The sequence below is a fragment of the uncultured Brevundimonas sp. genome (genome assembly GCF_963975535.1).
In the GTDB taxonomy this organism is placed as follows: Bacteria; Pseudomonadota; Alphaproteobacteria; order Caulobacterales; family Caulobacteraceae; genus Brevundimonas.
Map to the genome: position 1 here is coordinate 1 of NZ_CAXBHE010000006.1, position 14344 is coordinate 14344.

At 65.9% G+C, this 14344-nt stretch carries 26 protein-coding genes; 24 read left to right on the plus strand and 2 right to left on the minus strand.

Translation table 11 applies throughout. The annotated features are described in order from the left end of the window. Positions 1-86: hypothetical protein (locus tag AACZ75_RS09630; protein ID WP_339872849.1), on the plus strand; the 86-nt coding region annotated here is incomplete at its 5' end. A gap of 108 nt (positions 87-194) precedes the next feature. Here the strand turns inward: AACZ75_RS09630 and AACZ75_RS09635 are convergent. Beyond that, on the minus strand, positions 195-1304 hold the full coding sequence (locus tag AACZ75_RS09635) for a L,D-transpeptidase (RefSeq protein ID WP_339872646.1): 1110 nt from the start codon (positions 1302-1304) through the stop codon (positions 195-197). A gap of 111 nt (positions 1305-1415) precedes the next feature. Then, positions 1416-1583, minus strand: coding sequence for a hypothetical protein (locus AACZ75_RS09640; protein WP_339872647.1), 168 nt, complete (start codon positions 1581-1583; stop codon positions 1416-1418). Positions 1584-1733: 150 nt separating this feature from the next. Between AACZ75_RS09640 and AACZ75_RS09645 the strand changes: the two genes are divergently transcribed. From AACZ75_RS09645 to rpmD, 23 genes are all read left to right on the plus strand, one after another. Next, on the plus strand, positions 1734-2876 hold the full coding sequence (locus tag AACZ75_RS09645) for a GNAT family N-acetyltransferase (RefSeq protein WP_339872648.1): 1143 nt from the start codon (positions 1734-1736) through the stop codon (positions 2874-2876). 10 nt (positions 2877-2886) lie between these two features. Then, complete coding sequence (locus AACZ75_RS09650) at positions 2887-3792, plus strand: transcriptional regulator (RefSeq protein WP_339872649.1); 906 nt, start codon at positions 2887-2889, stop codon at positions 3790-3792. Between the two features lie 98 nt (positions 3793-3890). Next, positions 3891-4811 carry a DUF2807 domain-containing protein gene (locus AACZ75_RS09655; RefSeq protein ID WP_339872650.1) on the plus strand — a complete coding sequence of 307 codons (921 nt, stop codon included), beginning with the start codon at positions 3891-3893 and terminating at the stop codon, positions 4809-4811. A gap of 465 nt (positions 4812-5276) precedes the next feature. Beyond that, positions 5277-5582, plus strand: coding sequence for a 30S ribosomal protein S10 (gene rpsJ / locus AACZ75_RS09660; protein WP_105563630.1), 306 nt, complete (start codon positions 5277-5279; stop codon positions 5580-5582). Positions 5583-5604: 22 nt separating this feature from the next. After that, positions 5605-6363 (plus strand): 50S ribosomal protein L3, encoded by a 759-nt coding sequence (rplC, locus tag AACZ75_RS09665; RefSeq protein WP_339872651.1) that lies wholly within the window; start codon positions 5605-5607, stop codon positions 6361-6363. Then, the gene (gene rplD, locus AACZ75_RS09670) at positions 6363-7040 is read left to right on the plus strand and encodes a 50S ribosomal protein L4 (protein WP_339872652.1); all 678 of its coding nucleotides are present in this window, start codon (positions 6363-6365) and stop codon (positions 7038-7040) included. The genes rplC and rplD overlap by 1 nt, the downstream gene beginning before the upstream one ends. Further along, positions 7040-7345: a 50S ribosomal protein L23 gene (locus tag AACZ75_RS09675; protein WP_298097836.1), complete on the plus strand. Its 306-nt coding sequence runs from the start codon at positions 7040-7042 to the stop codon at positions 7343-7345. The genes rplD and AACZ75_RS09675 overlap by 1 nt, the downstream gene beginning before the upstream one ends. Before the next feature lie 4 nt (positions 7346-7349). Further along, complete coding sequence (gene rplB / locus AACZ75_RS09680) at positions 7350-8183, plus strand: 50S ribosomal protein L2 (protein ID WP_339872653.1); 834 nt, start codon at positions 7350-7352, stop codon at positions 8181-8183. Positions 8184-8185: 2 nt separating this feature from the next. Continuing rightward, a complete protein-coding gene (gene rpsS, locus AACZ75_RS09685) occupies positions 8186-8464 on the plus strand; it encodes a 30S ribosomal protein S19 (RefSeq protein ID WP_300446338.1) in 279 nt (92 codons plus the stop codon). A gap of 3 nt (positions 8465-8467) precedes the next feature. After that, positions 8468-8848, plus strand: coding sequence for a 50S ribosomal protein L22 (rplV, locus tag AACZ75_RS09690; RefSeq protein ID WP_300446336.1), 381 nt, complete (start codon positions 8468-8470; stop codon positions 8846-8848). Then, positions 8848-9597, plus strand: a complete 750-nt coding sequence (gene rpsC, locus AACZ75_RS09695; RefSeq protein WP_339872654.1) for a 30S ribosomal protein S3 — start codon at positions 8848-8850, stop codon at positions 9595-9597. Before rplV ends, rpsC begins: the two co-directional genes overlap by 1 nt. Positions 9598-9600: 3 nt before the next feature. Continuing rightward, positions 9601-10044, plus strand: a complete 444-nt coding sequence (rplP, locus tag AACZ75_RS09700; protein ID WP_339872655.1) for a 50S ribosomal protein L16 — start codon at positions 9601-9603, stop codon at positions 10042-10044. Next, positions 10041-10238, plus strand: a complete 198-nt coding sequence (rpmC, locus tag AACZ75_RS09705; RefSeq protein ID WP_300446332.1) for a 50S ribosomal protein L29 — start codon at positions 10041-10043, stop codon at positions 10236-10238. Before rplP ends, rpmC begins: the two co-directional genes overlap by 4 nt. 10 nt (positions 10239-10248) lie before the next feature. Then, complete coding sequence (gene rpsQ / locus AACZ75_RS09710) at positions 10249-10500, plus strand: 30S ribosomal protein S17 (RefSeq protein ID WP_300446330.1); 252 nt, start codon at positions 10249-10251, stop codon at positions 10498-10500. 19 nt (positions 10501-10519) lie between these two features. After that, positions 10520-10888 carry a 50S ribosomal protein L14 gene (gene rplN / locus AACZ75_RS09715; RefSeq protein WP_021698481.1) on the plus strand — a complete coding sequence of 123 codons (369 nt, stop codon included), beginning with the start codon at positions 10520-10522 and terminating at the stop codon, positions 10886-10888. A 2-nt stretch (positions 10889-10890) separates the two neighbouring features. Beyond that, positions 10891-11199: a 50S ribosomal protein L24 gene (rplX, locus tag AACZ75_RS09720; RefSeq protein WP_300446327.1), complete on the plus strand. Its 309-nt coding sequence runs from the start codon at positions 10891-10893 to the stop codon at positions 11197-11199. Further along, positions 11199-11756: a 50S ribosomal protein L5 gene (gene rplE / locus AACZ75_RS09725; protein ID WP_339872656.1), complete on the plus strand. Its 558-nt coding sequence runs from the start codon at positions 11199-11201 to the stop codon at positions 11754-11756. The genes rplX and rplE overlap by 1 nt, the downstream gene beginning before the upstream one ends. Before the next feature lie 19 nt (positions 11757-11775). Continuing rightward, positions 11776-12081, plus strand: a complete 306-nt coding sequence (gene rpsN / locus AACZ75_RS09730) for a 30S ribosomal protein S14 (protein ID WP_339872657.1) — start codon at positions 11776-11778, stop codon at positions 12079-12081. A gap of 15 nt (positions 12082-12096) precedes the next feature. Then, positions 12097-12495, plus strand: a complete 399-nt coding sequence (gene rpsH / locus AACZ75_RS09735) for a 30S ribosomal protein S8 (RefSeq protein ID WP_339872658.1) — start codon at positions 12097-12099, stop codon at positions 12493-12495. Between the two features lies 1 nt (position 12496). Beyond that, the gene (gene rplF / locus AACZ75_RS09740; RefSeq protein ID WP_339872659.1) at positions 12497-13030 is read left to right on the plus strand and encodes a 50S ribosomal protein L6; all 534 of its coding nucleotides are present in this window, start codon (positions 12497-12499) and stop codon (positions 13028-13030) included. Between the two features lie 3 nt (positions 13031-13033). Next, a complete protein-coding gene (rplR, locus tag AACZ75_RS09745; RefSeq protein WP_339872660.1) occupies positions 13034-13396 on the plus strand; it encodes a 50S ribosomal protein L18 in 363 nt (120 codons plus the stop codon). Between the two features lie 12 nt (positions 13397-13408). Then, the gene (rpsE, locus tag AACZ75_RS09750; RefSeq protein ID WP_339872661.1) at positions 13409-14008 is read left to right on the plus strand and encodes a 30S ribosomal protein S5; all 600 of its coding nucleotides are present in this window, start codon (positions 13409-13411) and stop codon (positions 14006-14008) included. A gap of 2 nt (positions 14009-14010) precedes the next feature. Then, on the plus strand, positions 14011-14205 hold the full coding sequence (gene rpmD / locus AACZ75_RS09755) for a 50S ribosomal protein L30 (RefSeq protein WP_339872662.1): 195 nt from the start codon (positions 14011-14013) through the stop codon (positions 14203-14205). The last annotated feature ends 139 nt before the right edge of the window (positions 14206-14344 follow it).

Sequence of the window (14344 nt, forward strand, 5' to 3'; positions counted from 1 at the left end):
TCGCCATGGACCAGGGCCTGCGCTTCGCCATCCGTGAAGGCGGCCGCACCGTCGGCGCCGGCGTCGTCGCCAAGATCATCGAGTAGTCGATGAGCGCCGGACCTCCGGGTCCGGGCTACAAGACAGAAACGGCCCCCGGAGCGATCCGGGGGCCGTTTTGCTGTTGCGCGATGCCGCGCGCGCGGTGGACGTCCTCAGGTGAAGCGGACCGCCACCCCCGCCTTCACCGCTGCGGCCAGCTGTTCGACATCCCAGTTGGTCAGGCGCACGCAGCCACTGGACGCTGTCTTGCCGATCTTCGCCGGATCCGCGGTGCCGTGGATGCCATAGGTGTCGCGCGACAGGTCGATCCAGACCGAGCCGACCGGGTTGTTCGGTCCCGGCGGAACGATCACCTTGCGGCCGCCGTCACCGTAGCTGACCCGCGCGGGATCGTAGGTGTAGTTGGGCCGCGGGGCGATCGCCCGCACCGTGTGCGACCCCGTGGGCGAGGGCGTCCCGCTGCTGCCGACGGTCGCCGGGTAGAAGGCCAGCAGGGTTCCGTCCGCTGCGTAGGCGCGCACCGACTGCTCCCCCTTGCTGACGACGATCCGGGACACCGCGCCCTGTAGCGCGTCCGGTCCGGTCTGGGCCACGACGATGGTCTGGCCCGCGCGGGCGAAATCGGCCCCCGGGTTCAGGGCCTCCAGCAGCGCCTCGGTCATATGGAATTTCTCGGCCAGGGCCTCCCGGGCGCTGGCGTAGCCGACCGTCTCCAGCCGGGCCATGGCCGCGATGCTGTCCGGGACCGTGCCGATGAACGGCCCGGCGGCGTCGGCTGCGGTGATCGTGTAGTCGGTCAGCACCGTGCGGCTGTCGGCGGCGGCCAGTTTCTGCAACACGGTCGCGTCCAGTTCGCCGTCGACGGGCAGGTCATTGGCCGCCTCGAAGGCGGCGATGGCCTGGCGGGAGTTCTGACCGCCCAGACCATCGATGATCCCGGGCGAAAAGCGGGTCCGGTCCAGCAGGATCTGCGCCCGCACCGTGGCCGGGTCGGGTCGGGCGGCACCGGGCAGCGCAGCGTTGTCCGGACCCGTCGTGGTGCCGGCTCCGTGGCCGGGCACCTGGCCGGGGGTGTCGGTTGTCACGACGGGGGGACTGAAGGTCGCCGTCTCGATCGACCGGCGCAGATCCGCGGCCGCGTTCGCACCTGGATTGGCGACCCTGACGGTGCGGGGCTCCGGGGTGTTGTCGCCACAGGCGGTCGCGGCCAGCAGAGGCAGGGTAGCGAGCAGGGCGAGACGGACAGGACGGCGAACGATCATGGGCGGGCTCCGGCGGTCGGGACGACTTCAACACGGGACGGCACGACCCGTTCCCGCGCGCTGTCGGTCGGCCCACCCACGCCGGCAGCGGCACCGGGAGGAACGCGCGCGTCAGGGGTTGGGCTTGCCGGTCGCCGGATCGGTGGCGGTTTCGCCGGAGTTGCTGCTGCCTTCCGATCCGCGCGGCTCGGTGGCCGGGCGCGGGGCTTCGCCGTCGTGTGCCGGGCGGCGCTGGTCCTCGGTCTCGCTCTGGCGCGGCGGGCGGGCTGGATTGGTCATGGTCGGGCTCCTGTTCCCTTGTGGAACGCGCCGGCACCCCGATCGGCTCCCGCAAGACTTCGTTCACCATGCCGCTACACCGTCCTGCAACGGGCAGGGACTAGGGTCGAACGCGAACGGGTCGGCGTGCGGCCCCGGCCAGGATGAAGAATGCCCGGATTGAAGCTCGAGATCGTCAAGGCCGACTCCCTGTCGATGGGGGACGTGGACCTGTGGCGGGCGATGATCGCCGCCAATCCGGAGCTGGCCAGTCCCTATTTCGACCCGGACTTCACCCGGATCGCCGCGGCGGTCTGCCCCGGCGCGGCGGTCGCGGTGCTCCATCGCCGGGGCGAGATCGTCGGCTTCTTCCCGCACCAGCGTCGCGGTCGTGCCATCCAGCCGCTGGCCGCACCGATGAACGACTATCATGGCGTCATCGCCCGCCCCGAGGCGATGCCGGAGCTGGAAACGATCGCCGGTCTGCTGGGCCGGTCGCGTCTGAGCGTCAACGCCTGGGTCGGTCCGGCCACAACGGGTCTGGCGCGGGACACGATGATGACGGTGCTGCCGGCCGAGGGCTATGACGCCTGGTATACCGAGCGCCGCAGCGCCTTCGGCAAATATTTCAAGGACAAGGAACGGGCGCGGCGCAGCATGGAGACCGAACTGGGTCCCATCCGCGTCGAACGCGGCCTGCGCGATCCGGCGCTGCTGGACCATCTGATCGCGCTGAAACGCGACCAGTACCGTCGCACCGTCCGGCACGACATCTTCGCCTGCGGCTGGACCGCCGACCTGCTGCACGCCCTGATGCGCCTTGGCAGCGACAGCTTCGGCGGCAACATGGCCGCCCTGTGGGCCGGTGACCGGCTGTGCGCGATCGAATATTCCCTGACCGGCGGTGACCAGTGCCATTTCTGGTTCCCGGCCTATGAACCCGGTCTGGCGCGCTGCTCGCCGGGGATCCTGCTGACGCTCGACACGATGAAGCAGGGCGCGGCCGTCGGCCTGCGCACCTTCGATTTCGGCTTCGGCGGCGAGGGCTACAAGAAATATTTCTGCAATGCCCGGCGCACCGTGCGCGAGGCCGTGGTGCTGAAGCCCGGATTCGGCGCCAGCCTGAGCCAGGCGGCCGTGACGGTGATCAACGCCGGGGGCGGGGATCGCGGCGAACGCCTGCGTACCAGTGTCCGCCGTCGCTGGAATGCGATCGAGGCCTGCGAGACCCGACCCGTCGACCGGCTGCTGGGGGCCGTCTCGGCCGCGCGGGCCGCCGCCGGCAAGGCAGGCCGGGCCCTGGGCGAAACCTGAGGAGCGAGCAATGACCCGAGCCACCCGCTATCCCGGGCCGGTCGCCGAGGCCGGCATCCACCACCATGATCTGGTCAGCCGGGGTTTCGGCAGCGACGCGGCCCTCGCTGCGGTGCTGGATCGCTATCCGGCCGACCTGTTCGACATCAATCTGTATGACTTCGACGACGCCGGACAGGCGTCACTGCGCACCGGCACGCGGGGCAGCCTGTCGGGGGCCGAGTTGCTGGCGGCGATCCACCAGGGGCGGCTGTGGGTCAATCTGCGCGGTATCGAGACCGGCTGGCCCGAGCTGTGGGAGGCGGCCCTGGTCGATTTCCGCCGCATTCAGGCGGCCTATCCCGGGATGCGGGCCGTCAGCAATGCGGGTCAGCTGATCCTGTCCTCGCCCAAGGCCCGGGTGCCCTATCATTTCGACGCGGCCGGGGTGGTGCTGTTCCATCTGCGCGGACGCAAGCGGGTGTTCGTCTATCCGGGCGACGAGGCCCACCTGCCGGAGCGGTGCATGGAGCAGGTGGTCGCCCGCCAGACGACCGAGGAACTGCCCTATGACCGGACCTTCGAGGCCGATGCCCGGGCCCTGGACCTGACCCCCGGTCAGGCGCTGACCTGGCCGGTCTATGCGCCGCACCGGGTCGAGAACCTCGACGCCTTCTGTGTCTCCCTGTCGATGGAGTACCAGACCTGGCCGTCCCGTCTGCGGACCGGAGCCCTGTACACCAATGCCGTGCTGCGCAGCCGCGGTGGCGCGCCGCGCAGCACCGAGGCCATGGACCTGCCCGAACTGGCGGCCCGCTGGGCGGCCTCCCTGGCCCTGCGCCGGGCCGGGGCGCTGAAGAGCCGGCTCGGTGACTTCAAGCGGGATTTCGAGCCGGTCGTCGGCGCGCCGGACGGTGCCCGGCCGCTGCACGCCTGAGGCCCGAGGGTTACAACCGAGTCATGACCTCGATTTAAAATGACATCGGCGGTGCCGGCGCGCACCCTTTCTGCAGAGACAGAGAGGGAGCATCCGTCATGACATTCGCCATCGTAACCAGCGCCACCGCTGCCGCCGCCGTCGCTGCCGCCGCCCTGGCCGGGCCGGCCCTGGCCCGGTCCCCCGAGATCGAGGTCCGCCACGCGGTCGCCCGGGTCGTGGTCATCGTCGAGGACCGCACCGACGTCGGCGTCGAGATCGAGCAGGGTCGTTCGACCCTGCCGCCCCTGGAACTGCGCCGCCGCGGCGACCAGATCCGAATCGACGGCGGCCTCGCGCGTGGCCGCGTCCTCGGCCTCCGCGTCGGCGGCAACCGCATCGGCAGCTGCCGCTCGGGACCGGCCGACGCCCGCCAGCCGGGCGAGGGGGCCTCGGTCGAGGTCGGTAGCCTGGGCCGGATCAATGTCGCCGATGCGCCGCTGATCGTCATTCGCACGCCCCGCAGCGTCGACCTGAGTGTCGGTGGGGCCGTCTATGGTGCGGTCGGACGCGGTGCGACCGCGATCGAGCTTGGCAACTCGGGCTGCGGCGACTGGACTGTCGCCAATACCGAGGACCTCAGCATCTCGATGGCCGGGTCCGGCAGTGTCCGCGCCGGCACCTCCGCGCGCCTCGACGTCTCGGTCGCCGGATCCGGCGAGGTCCGGGCCGGGGCGACCCGCAACCTGGATGTCAGCGTCGCCGGATCGGGCGACGTCTGGGTGGCCGAGGTCAACGGTCCGGTCGACGTCAGCATCGCCGGATCGGGTGATGTCACCGTCGCCGGCGGCCAGGTCGGTGCCGTGGACGTCAGCATCGCCGGTTCGGGTGACGTCGACATCCGCGCCACCGCCGCCTCGGTCGATGCCAGCATCATGGGCTCGGGCGACGTCCACATCGCCGGTGTGACCGGCACGGTCGAGCGCTCGATCATGGGGTCCGGCAGTGTCACCGTCGGTGAGCGCACCTACGAACGCTGAGTCGCCCCCCCGGGAGCCGAGGCTTCCGTTGACAGGCGTTGGCCGGGCCCCGATGGTTCACACCGTCGGGGCCCTGTCATGTCCGGACCCGTCCCATGACGCCGGACGGGCAGGGGACAGCGCCCCGATCGCGTCCGGTCACCCGATGCGGCGGGCACCACCGGCCCCCGGAGCGAAAAGCCCGCCCCGACACAGTTTCGCCGCTTGACGCAGACGGAATCGAACGGCATAAGCCCCCCTCTTGCTGGACCGGCTGTGCATCGCGAGATGCAGACGCGGCTCGCGGGAACGACCTGAGACCCTGTTCTTTGCAGCGATCCAGGACTTTAACGGCCTTCGCGGTTCGCTGCGTGGGCCGATCGTTTTTGCGGACGTGCGTACTCTGAGGGCGAAAGCCTGAAGACCTCCGGTCTTTGAAATGGTTCACAGGGACGCAGGTTCGCCTGCTTGGGAATAACGACCGATATGGATCAAAGCATCCGCATCAGGCTCAAGGCCTTCGATCACCGCGTCCTCGATTTTTCGACGCGCGAAATCGTCAATACCGCCAAGCGCACCGGCGCGACCGTTCGCGGTCCGATTCCGCTGCCGACCCTGATCGAAAAATTCACCGTGAACCGCTCGCCGCACGTCGACAAGAAGTCGCGCGAGCAGTTTGAAATCCGCACGCACAAGCGTGTTCTCGATATCATCGACCCCACCCCGCAGACCGTGGACGCGCTCATGAAGCTCGACCTGTCCGCCGGTGTGGACGTCGAAATCAAGATTTAAGAAAGAAGAGGCGGGATCCGACATGCGTACGGGCGTGATCGCCAAGAAACTGGGAATGACGCGCATCTTCGCTGAAGATGGCGCTCATGTTCCGGTCACCATCCTGCAGCTTGACGGCTGCCAGGTGGTGGGTCAGCGCACTCAGGAGCGGGACGGCTACGTCGCCCTGCAACTCGGTGCCGGCACCAAAAAGGCAAAAAACACCAACAAGGCTCAACGGACGACCTTCGCGAAAGCGGAAGTCGAGCCCAAGCGCTACGTCACTGAATTCCGGGTTACGGAAGATGCGATGATCGACGTCGGCGCCGAGCTGATCGCCGACCATTTCGTCCCCGGCCAGAAGGTGGACGTTCAGGGTCTGACCATCGGCAAGGGCTTTGCCGGTGCCATGAAGCGCTGGAACTTCGGCGGCCTGCGGGCGTCGCACGGTGTATCGGTCTCGCACCGTTCGCACGGTTCGACCGGTCAGCGCCAGGATCCGGGCAAGACCTTCAAGGGCAAGAAGATGGCCGGCCATTATGGTCAGGAAACCGTCACCCAGCAGAACCTCACCGTGTTCCGTGTCGACATCGATCGCGGCCTCATCATGATCAAGGGCGCTGTCCCGGGTCACGACGGCACCTGGCTCAAGGTCAGCGACGCGATCAAGAAGACCGCCCCTGCGGAGACCCCGTTCCCGGGTTCGTTCCGCAAGGCCGGTCAGGTCGCCGCCGCTGCGCCTGCCGAGACTCCGGCAGCCGAGGCTCCGGCCGCCGAAACCGCTGAGGGTGGTGAAGCCTGATGAAAGTTTCTGTCATCAAACTCGACGGCAAGGCCGCCGGTGACGTCGAGCTGTCGGAGGCCGTTTTCGGCATCGCCGACATCCGCGGCGACATCCTGGCCCGCTACGTCAACTGGCAGCTGGCCAAGCGCCGTGCCGGCACCCACAAGGTCCAGACCCGGAACGAGAACTCCCGTACCGGCAAGAAGATGTACAAGCAGAAGGGAACCGGCGGCGCCCGTCACGGTTCGCGTCGCGCCCCGCAGTTCGTCGGTGGTTCGCGCGCCTTCGGCCCGGTCGTTCGCGACCACGGCTTCTCCCTGCCCAAGAAGGTTCGTGCCCTGGCCCTGCGTCACGCCCTGAGCTCCAAGCTCAAGGCCGGTGAACTGGTTCTGGTCGACAACGTCGCGATCAAGGACGCCAAGACCGCCAAGCTGCGCGAAACCTTCGCCAAGCTGGGCTGGAACCGCACCCTGATCATCGCCGGCCCGGAGGTCGACACCAACTTCGGTCTCGCCGCCCGCAACATCCCGAACGTCAATGTGCTGCCGAACGCCGGTCTGAATGTCTATGACATCCTGCGGGCCGACAAGCTGGTGCTGACCAAGGCGGCGCTGGAAGCCATCGAAGCCACCTATGCCGACTACAAGCCCTCGCGCAGCGAGCTGGCCCGGCAAGCTGAGAAGGAAGCCGCATAATGGCCGGCGCTCAACCTACCGCCAAGCACTACGACACGATCCTGGCCCCGATCATCACCGAGAAGGCCACGATCCTGTCCGAGCAGAACAAGGTCGTCTTCCGGGTTGCCGGAACCTCGACCAAGGATGAGATCGCCGCTGCGGTCGAAAGCCTGTTCAAGGTCAACGTCCTGAAGGTCAACACCCTGGTTCAAAAGGGCAAGACCAAGCGTTTCCGCGGCATTATGGGCCGTCGGGTGGACATCAAGAAAGCGATCGTGACGCTGGCCGAAGGCCAGTCCATCGACGTCACCACGGGGCTCTGAACCGATGGCTCTTAAACATTACAATCCGACATCGCCGGGCCGTCGCGCCCTGGTGCTGATCGATCGCTCCGAGCTCCACAAGGGCCGTCCGGAAAAGTCGCTGACCGAAGGCCTGACCAAGTCGGGCGGTCGTGGTGCCGGTGGCCGTATCGCCGTCCGCTTCCGCGGCGGCGGGGCCAAGACCCTGTATCGGAAGATCGACTTCAAGCGCCGCAAGTTCGCGACCGCGACCGTCGAGCGTCTGGAATACGATCCGAACCGGACCGCGTTCATCGCCCTCGTCATCTATGAGGACGGCGAGAAGAACTACGTCATCGCGCCGCAACGCCTGAAGGCGGGCGACACGATCGTGGCCGGCGAAAAGGTTGACGTGAAGCCGGGCAATGCCATGCCGCTGCGCTCGATCCCGGTGGGTACGATCATCCACTGCGTCGAGATGAAGCCGGGCAAGGGTGCCCAGCTGGCCCGTTCGGCCGGTGCCTACGCCCAGCTGGTCGGCCGCGACGCCGGCTACGCCCAGATCCGTCTCGGCTCGGGTGAGCTGCGCATGGTGCTGGACGGTTGCATGGCCACGGTCGGTGCTGTTTCCAACGCCGATCACATGAACCAGAACCTCGGCAAGGCTGGCCGGGTTCGTCACATGGGCTGGCGTCCGCACGTTCGCGGCGTCGCCATGAACCCGATCGACCACCCGCATGGTGGTGGTGAAGGCCGGACCTCTGGTGGCCGGACCCCGGTTACGCCGTGGGGCAAGGACACCAAGGGCACTCGTACCCGCAAGAACAAGGCGACGGACAAGTACATTATCCGTAGCCGCCACGTGAAGAAGGCTCGCTAAGAATGGCCCGCTCCTCCTGGAAAGGCCCGTTTGTCGACGGGTATCTGCTGAAAAAGGCCGAGACCGCTCAGGGTTCGGGTCGCAAGGATGTGATCAAGACCTGGTCGCGTCGTTCGACCATCCTGCCGCAGTTCGTCGGCCTGACCTTCGGCGTTCACAACGGTCACAAGCACGTGCCGGTGTCGGTCTCCGAAGAAATGGTCGGGATGAAGTTCGGCGAGTTCTCGCCCACGCGCAGCTTCCCTGGCCACGCGGCCGACAAGAAGGCCAAAAGGAAGTAACCGATGGCCAAGACCAACAACCCCCGTCGCGTCGCCGCGACCGAAGCCCGCGCCAAGCTGGTCAATGTCCGCATCAGCCCTCAGAAGCTGAACCTGGTGGCCGCGTCGATCCGCGGCCTGCCGGTGCAGCGTGCGCTGAACGAGCTGGAATTCAGCCGCAAGCGTATCGCGACTGACGTCCGCAAGGTGCTGTATTCGGCCGTCTCGAACGCCGAGAACAACCACAACCTCGACATCGACAACCTCGTCGTCGCCGAGGCCTTCGTGGGCAAGAACCTGGTGATGAAGCGTTTCGCGAGCCGTGCTCGTGGTCGTTCGTCGCGCATCCTGAAACCGTTCAGCGAGATCACTATCGTGGTCCGTGAAGCCGGCGAGGCCGCCTGATGGGTCATAAAGTCAATCCGATCGGGCTCCGGCTCGGCATCAACCGCACCTGGGACAGCCGCTGGTTTGCCCGCGGTCCGGAATATGCGCGTCTGCTGCATCAGGACCTGAAGCTGCGCACGTGGCTCAAGGAACGCCTGAACGCCGCCGGCGTGTCGCGCATCATCATCGAGCGTCCGCACAAGAAATGCCGCGTGACGATCTATGCCGCCCGTCCGGGTGTCGTGATCGGCAAGAAGGGCGCTGACATCGAGAAGCTGCGCAAGGACATCGCGGCCCGTACCGAAGGCGAGGTTCACCTGAACATCGTCGAGGTCCGCAAGCCCGAGACCGACGCCCAGCTGATCGCCGAGAACATCGCGCAGCAGCTCGAGCGCCGTATCGCCTTCCGTCGCGCCATGAAGCGCGCGATGCAGTCGGCCATGCGTCTGGGAGCCAAGGGTGTCCGGATCAACGTTTCGGGTCGCCTCGGCGGCGCGGAAATCGCGCGTATGGAATGGTATCGCGAAGGTCGCGTGCCGCTGCATACCCTGCGTGCTGACATCGACCATGGCTTCATCGAAGCCAAGACGACCTACGGCATCATCGGTGTGAAGGTGTGGGTCTTCAAGGGCGAAGTCCTCGAGCACGATCCGATGGCCCAGGACAAGCGCTGGGCTCTGGAAGCTGCCGGTCCTTCGTCGAACGAAGGCCGTGGCGGCGATCGCGGCGGTCGCAATGATCGCGGCCAACGCAGAGGGCGTGAATAGGTCATGCTGCAACCGAAAAAAACCAAATACCGCAAGGCCTTCAAGGGCCGCATCCACGGTGCCGCCAAGGGTGGCTTCTCGCTGAACTTCGGTTCGTATGGCCTGAAGACGCTTGAGCCGGAACGCATCACGGCGCGTCAGATCGAGGCGGCCCGCCGCGCGATCACCCGCCAGATGAAGCGTCAGGGCCGTGTCTGGATCCGTGTCTTCCCGGACGTGCCGGTTTCCGGCAAGCCCGCTGAAGTGCGCATGGGTAAAGGCAAGGGTGCCGTCGATCACTGGGCGGCGCGCTGCCACCCGGGCCGGATCCTGTTTGAAATCGACGGTGTCGCCGACGATGTCGCGCGTGAAGCGCTGCGTCTGGGTGCCGCCAAGCTGCCGATCCGTACCAAGGTGGTTACCCGCCTCGACGCCGGCGTCGCCCATGTGGAGCACGTTGCTGCATGACCAAGATCGCCGACCTCCGGTCCCAGACCCCCGATCAGCTGGGTGACCAGCTGCTGTCCCTGAAAAAGGAACAGTTCAACCTGCGTTTCCAGGCGGCCACCGGCCAGATGGAAAAGACCCACCGCGTGGGTGAAGTGCGCAAAGACATCGCCCGCATCTCAACGCTTCTGCGTGAGAAGCGGACGGCTTCGTAAGGAAACACCGATGCCGAAACGTATTCTCGAAGGCGTGGTCGTCTCCGACAAGGGCGACAAGACCGTCGTCGTCGTCGTCCAGCGCACCCTGCTGCACCCGGTCATGAAGAAGATCGTGCGCCTGTCCAAGAAATATCACGCCCACGATGAAGGCAACGCCTTCAAGGAAGGCGACATCGCTCGCATCCGTGAGTGTGCCCCCAAGTCCAAGCTGAAGCGCTGGGAGGTCCTGTCCAAGGACGCTCCGGCCTCGGCTTCGTAATCAGGAAGGATCGGATCCAATGATCCAGATGCAAACTAACCTGGAGGTAGCCGATAATTCGGGTGCTCGCCGGGTCATGTGCATCAAGGTGTTGGGCGGCTCCAAGCGCCGCTACGCCTCGGTGGGTGACACAATCGTCGCCTCCGTGAAGGAAGCCATTCCTCGCGGACGTGTGAAAAAGGGCGACGTCGTGCGCGCCATCGTCGTTCGCACCGCCAAGGACATCCAACGCAAGGACGGCTCTGTCATTCGCTTCGACAAGTCGGCCGCTGTCATCGTCAACAAGCAGAACGAGCCGGTCGGTACGCGGATCTTCGGCCCGGTTCCCCGTGAACTGCGCGCCAAGAACCACATGAAGATCATCTCGCTGGCACCGGAGGTCCTGTAGTCATGGCCGCCAAGATCAAATCGGGCGACACCGTTGTGGTGCTCGCCGGCAAGGACAAGGGCCGGACCGGCAAGGTCACCAAGGTCCTGCCGACCGACAACCGCGTCCTCGTCCAGGGCGTGAATATGGTCCAGCGCCATACCCGTCCCACCCAGGCCGACCCCCAGGGCGGTATCAAGAACAAGGAAGCGTCGCTTCACCTGTCCAACGTCGCGATCGCCGACGCCAACGGCAAGGCAACCCGGGTCGGGTTCCGCGTCGAGGGCGACAAGAAGGTGCGCTTCGCCAAGACGACGGGAGACGTCATCTGATGGCTGACACCAAATACACACCGCGTCTCAAGGACGACTATCAGGCCCGCATCCGCGCGGTGCTGACCGAGAAATTCGGTTACACCAACCCGATGCAGATGCCCCGGCTCGACAAGATCGTGCTGAACATGGGCATCGGCGAAGCGGTCGCCGACTCCAAGAAGGCCAATGCGGCCCTCAAGGATCTGGCCGCCATCGCCGGTCAGAAGCCGGTTGCCACCAAGGCCCGTAACTCCATCGCCGGCTTCAAGCTGCGCGAAGGCATGGTCATCGGCGGCAAGGTCACCCTCCGCGGCGACCAGATGTACGAATTCCTTGACCGCCTGATCACGATCGCGCTGCCGCGCGTGAAGGATTTCCGCGGCCTCAAGGGCACGAGCTTCGACGGTCGCGGCAACTATGCCATGGGCCTCAAGGAACACATCGTGTTCCCCGAGATCAACTACGACCAGATCGATCAGATGTGGGGCATGGACATCATCGTCTGCACCACGGCCAAAACCGACGCGGAGGCCAAAGCCCTCCTCGCCGAGTTCAAGTTCCCGTTCGTGAACTGAGCGGGAAGGGAAACAGACAATGGCTAAGAAGAGCGCCGTAAACCGCAACAACATGGTGAAAGCCCTGGTTGCGAAGTACGCCGACAAGCGGGCCGCCCTCAAGGCGATCGCTACCGACGAATCCCTGCCGCTGGAGGAGCGCTTCGAGGCGCGCCTCAAGCTGGCGGAGCTGCCGCGGAACTCCGCGCCGAACCGCATTCGCAATCGCTGCGAGGTGACGGGTCGTCCGCGGGCTTTCTACCGGAAGCTCAAGATGAGCCGGATCGCGCTTCGCGATCTCGGTAACAAGGGGCAAATCCCCGGCCTGACCAAGTCGAGCTGGTAAGGGGAGCGAACAGATATGATGATCAACGATCCCCTGAGCGACATGATCGCTCGCATCCGGAACGCCGCCATGCGGAAGCGTTCGAAGGTGCTGACCCCGGCTTCCCGTCTGCGCCAGCGCGTCCTCGACGTGCTGCAGGACGAAGGCTACATCCGCGGCTATTCCCTGGTTCAGAACCCCGGTGAGTTCCCGCAGTTCGAGATCGAGCTCAAGTATTTCGACGGCCAGCCGGTCATCGCCGAGATCGCTCGCGTGTCCAAGCCGGGCCGCCGCGTCTACTCCGCGATCTCCGACCTGAAGCCGATCAAGAACGGCCTGGGCATCTCGATCCTTTCGACTTCGAAGGGCGTCATGTCCGACGCCAGCGCCCGCGACAACAACGTCGGCGGCGAAGTCCTCTGCAGGGTCTACTAAGATGTCCCGTATCGGAAAACGCATTGTCGCCGTGCCAAAAGGCGTCACCGTCACCCTCGACGGCCAGACCGTCTCGGTCAAAGGTCCCAAGGGCGAACGCTCCTGGACCGTGGCCGACGAGATCGCAGTCACCCAGGGTGACGACGGTCTGACCCTGGCCCTCAAGGCCGACACCCAGCGCGCCCGGGCCATGTGGGGTCTGTCCCGCACCCTGGTCGACAACATGGTCGTCGGTGTCACCGAAGGCTTCGAGAAGTCTCTGGACCTGGTCGGCGTGGGTTATCGCGCCGCGCTCAAAGGCCCGAACCTCTCGCTGCAGCTCGGGTTCTCCCACGAAGTCGACATCGTGCCGCCGGCCGGTGTCACCTTCACGGTGCCCAAGCAGACCGAAATCAAGATCTCCGGTGCTGACAAGCAGGCCGTGGGTCAGATCGCCGCCGTCATCCGCAAGTTGCGTCCGCCGGAGCCCTACAAGGGCAAGGGTGTCCGCTACACGGGCGAAAAGGTCCGGCGCAAGGAAGGCAAGAAGAAGTAAGTCATGGCTCTTTCTCTTCAGCAACAAGCCAAGCGCCGCTCGGAGCGCACCCGCCGCCGCCTCAAGGCCGTCGCCAACGGGCGTCTGCGTCTGTCGGTTCATCGTTCGGACAAGAACATCTCGGCCCAGATCATCGACGACGCCAACGGCGTCACGATCGCTTCGGCCTCTTCGCTGGAAGGCGAAAAGGGCAAGAAGGCCAAGGGATCCGACGTCGATGCCGCAACGCGGATCGGCAAGCTGGTCGCGGAACGTGCGCTCGAGAAGGGCGTCACCGACGTCGTCTTCGATCGTGGCGGCTACATCTATCACGGACGGGTGAAGGCGCTGGCTGAGGCCGCGCGTGAAGCCGGCCTGAACTTCTAAGGAACGGGACGTATGGCTCCTCAACCCCAACGTGGCGGCGGCGGTAATGACCGCAACCGTCGTGACCGTAACGCTCCCGAAGGTCCGGACAGCGACATCGTCGAAAAACTGGTCCACATCAACCGTGTGGCCGCGACTGTTAAGGGTGGACGTCGTTTCTCGTTCGCCGCCCTGATGGTTGTCGGAGACGGCAAGGGCCGGGTCGGCTTCGGCCATGGCAAGGCGCGTGAAGTGCCGGAAGCCATCCGCAAGGCGACGGAAGAAGCCAAGAAGACGATGATCCGTGTTCCGCTTCGCGAAAACCGCACCCTGCACCACGACGGCAACGGCCGTTGGGGCGCCGGCAAGATCATGATGCGCGCGGCCCCTCCCGGGACCGGCGTGATCGCGGGTGGCCCGATGCGTGCCGTGCTCGAAACCCTCGGCGTCCAGGACGTCGTCGGCAAGTCGACCGGTTCCTCGAACCCCTACAACATGATCCGGGCGACGTTCGAAGCCCTCAAGGTTCAGTCCTCGCCCCGCCAGATCGCGTCCAAGCGCGGCAAGAAGGTCGCGGATCTGATGGGTCGTCGCAACGACGGCGCGTCCTCGCCCGAAGCCATGGAGAGCTGATCATGGCCAAGAAAGAGAACCCCACCGTTACGGTCCGCCAGACCGGTAGCCCGATCCGCCGCAAGGCCGATCAGCGCGCCACCCTTTCGGGCCTCGGCCTGAACCGGGTCGGTCGTGAGTCGACCCTGGAAGACACGCCCTCGGTTCGCGGGATGATCGCCAAGGTCGCCCACATGCTCGAGATCGTCGAAAAGTAAGCCGTTCCGCCCTCTCCCGTCCCCGGGGGAGGGCGTTTCGCGTCTTGCGATACTGCACGGGGCCGCCTAGAAGCGGCCCTTCGTTTTTATCCGCCGAGTCAGACCCCGGGTCTGGCGCTAGTACCCGAAAGGATCAGGC

Bases quoted from the DNA above. Each gene is read 5' to 3' on its own strand.
- rpsC (WP_339872654.1), top strand. From the start codon at position 8,848: ATGGGTCATAAAGTCAATCCGATCGGGCTCCGGCTCGGCATCAACCGC.
- rplC (WP_339872651.1), top strand. From the start codon at position 5,605: ATGCGTACGGGCGTGATCGCCAAGAAACTGGGAATGACGCGCATCTTC.
- rpsS (WP_300446338.1), top strand. From the start codon at position 8,186: ATGGCCCGCTCCTCCTGGAAAGGCCCGTTTGTCGACGGGTATCTGCTG.
- AACZ75_RS09645 (WP_339872648.1), top strand. From the start codon at position 1,734: ATGCCCGGATTGAAGCTCGAGATCGTCAAGGCCGACTCCCTGTCGATG.
- rpmD (WP_339872662.1), top strand. From the start codon at position 14,011: ATGGCCAAGAAAGAGAACCCCACCGTTACGGTCCGCCAGACCGGTAGC.
- rplD (WP_339872652.1), top strand. From the start codon at position 6,363: ATGAAAGTTTCTGTCATCAAACTCGACGGCAAGGCCGCCGGTGACGTC.
- rplP (WP_339872655.1), top strand. From the start codon at position 9,601: ATGCTGCAACCGAAAAAAACCAAATACCGCAAGGCCTTCAAGGGCCGC.
- rpsJ (WP_105563630.1), top strand. From the start codon at position 5,277: ATGGATCAAAGCATCCGCATCAGGCTCAAGGCCTTCGATCACCGCGTC.
- rpsN (WP_339872657.1), top strand. From the start codon at position 11,776: ATGGCTAAGAAGAGCGCCGTAAACCGCAACAACATGGTGAAAGCCCTG.
- rplR (WP_339872660.1), top strand. From the start codon at position 13,034: ATGGCTCTTTCTCTTCAGCAACAAGCCAAGCGCCGCTCGGAGCGCACC.
- AACZ75_RS09635 (WP_339872646.1), bottom strand. From the start codon at position 1,304: ATGATCGTTCGCCGTCCTGTCCGTCTCGCCCTGCTCGCTACCCTGCCT.
- rpmC (WP_300446332.1), top strand. From the start codon at position 10,041: ATGACCAAGATCGCCGACCTCCGGTCCCAGACCCCCGATCAGCTGGGT.
- rplF (WP_339872659.1), top strand. From the start codon at position 12,497: ATGTCCCGTATCGGAAAACGCATTGTCGCCGTGCCAAAAGGCGTCACC.
- rplB (WP_339872653.1), top strand. From the start codon at position 7,350: ATGGCTCTTAAACATTACAATCCGACATCGCCGGGCCGTCGCGCCCTG.
- rplE (WP_339872656.1), top strand. From the start codon at position 11,199: ATGGCTGACACCAAATACACACCGCGTCTCAAGGACGACTATCAGGCC.
- rplV (WP_300446336.1), top strand. From the start codon at position 8,468: ATGGCCAAGACCAACAACCCCCGTCGCGTCGCCGCGACCGAAGCCCGC.
- rpsE (WP_339872661.1), top strand. From the start codon at position 13,409: ATGGCTCCTCAACCCCAACGTGGCGGCGGCGGTAATGACCGCAACCGT.
- rplN (WP_021698481.1), top strand. From the start codon at position 10,520: ATGATCCAGATGCAAACTAACCTGGAGGTAGCCGATAATTCGGGTGCT.
- AACZ75_RS09675 (WP_298097836.1), top strand. From the start codon at position 7,040: ATGGCCGGCGCTCAACCTACCGCCAAGCACTACGACACGATCCTGGCC.
- rpsH (WP_339872658.1), top strand. From the start codon at position 12,097: ATGATGATCAACGATCCCCTGAGCGACATGATCGCTCGCATCCGGAAC.
- AACZ75_RS09655 (WP_339872650.1), top strand. From the start codon at position 3,891: ATGACATTCGCCATCGTAACCAGCGCCACCGCTGCCGCCGCCGTCGCT.
- rpsQ (WP_300446330.1), top strand. From the start codon at position 10,249: ATGCCGAAACGTATTCTCGAAGGCGTGGTCGTCTCCGACAAGGGCGAC.
- AACZ75_RS09650 (WP_339872649.1), top strand. From the start codon at position 2,887: ATGACCCGAGCCACCCGCTATCCCGGGCCGGTCGCCGAGGCCGGCATC.
- rplX (WP_300446327.1), top strand. From the start codon at position 10,891: ATGGCCGCCAAGATCAAATCGGGCGACACCGTTGTGGTGCTCGCCGGC.
- AACZ75_RS09640 (WP_339872647.1), bottom strand. From the start codon at position 1,583: ATGACCAATCCAGCCCGCCCGCCGCGCCAGAGCGAGACCGAGGACCAG.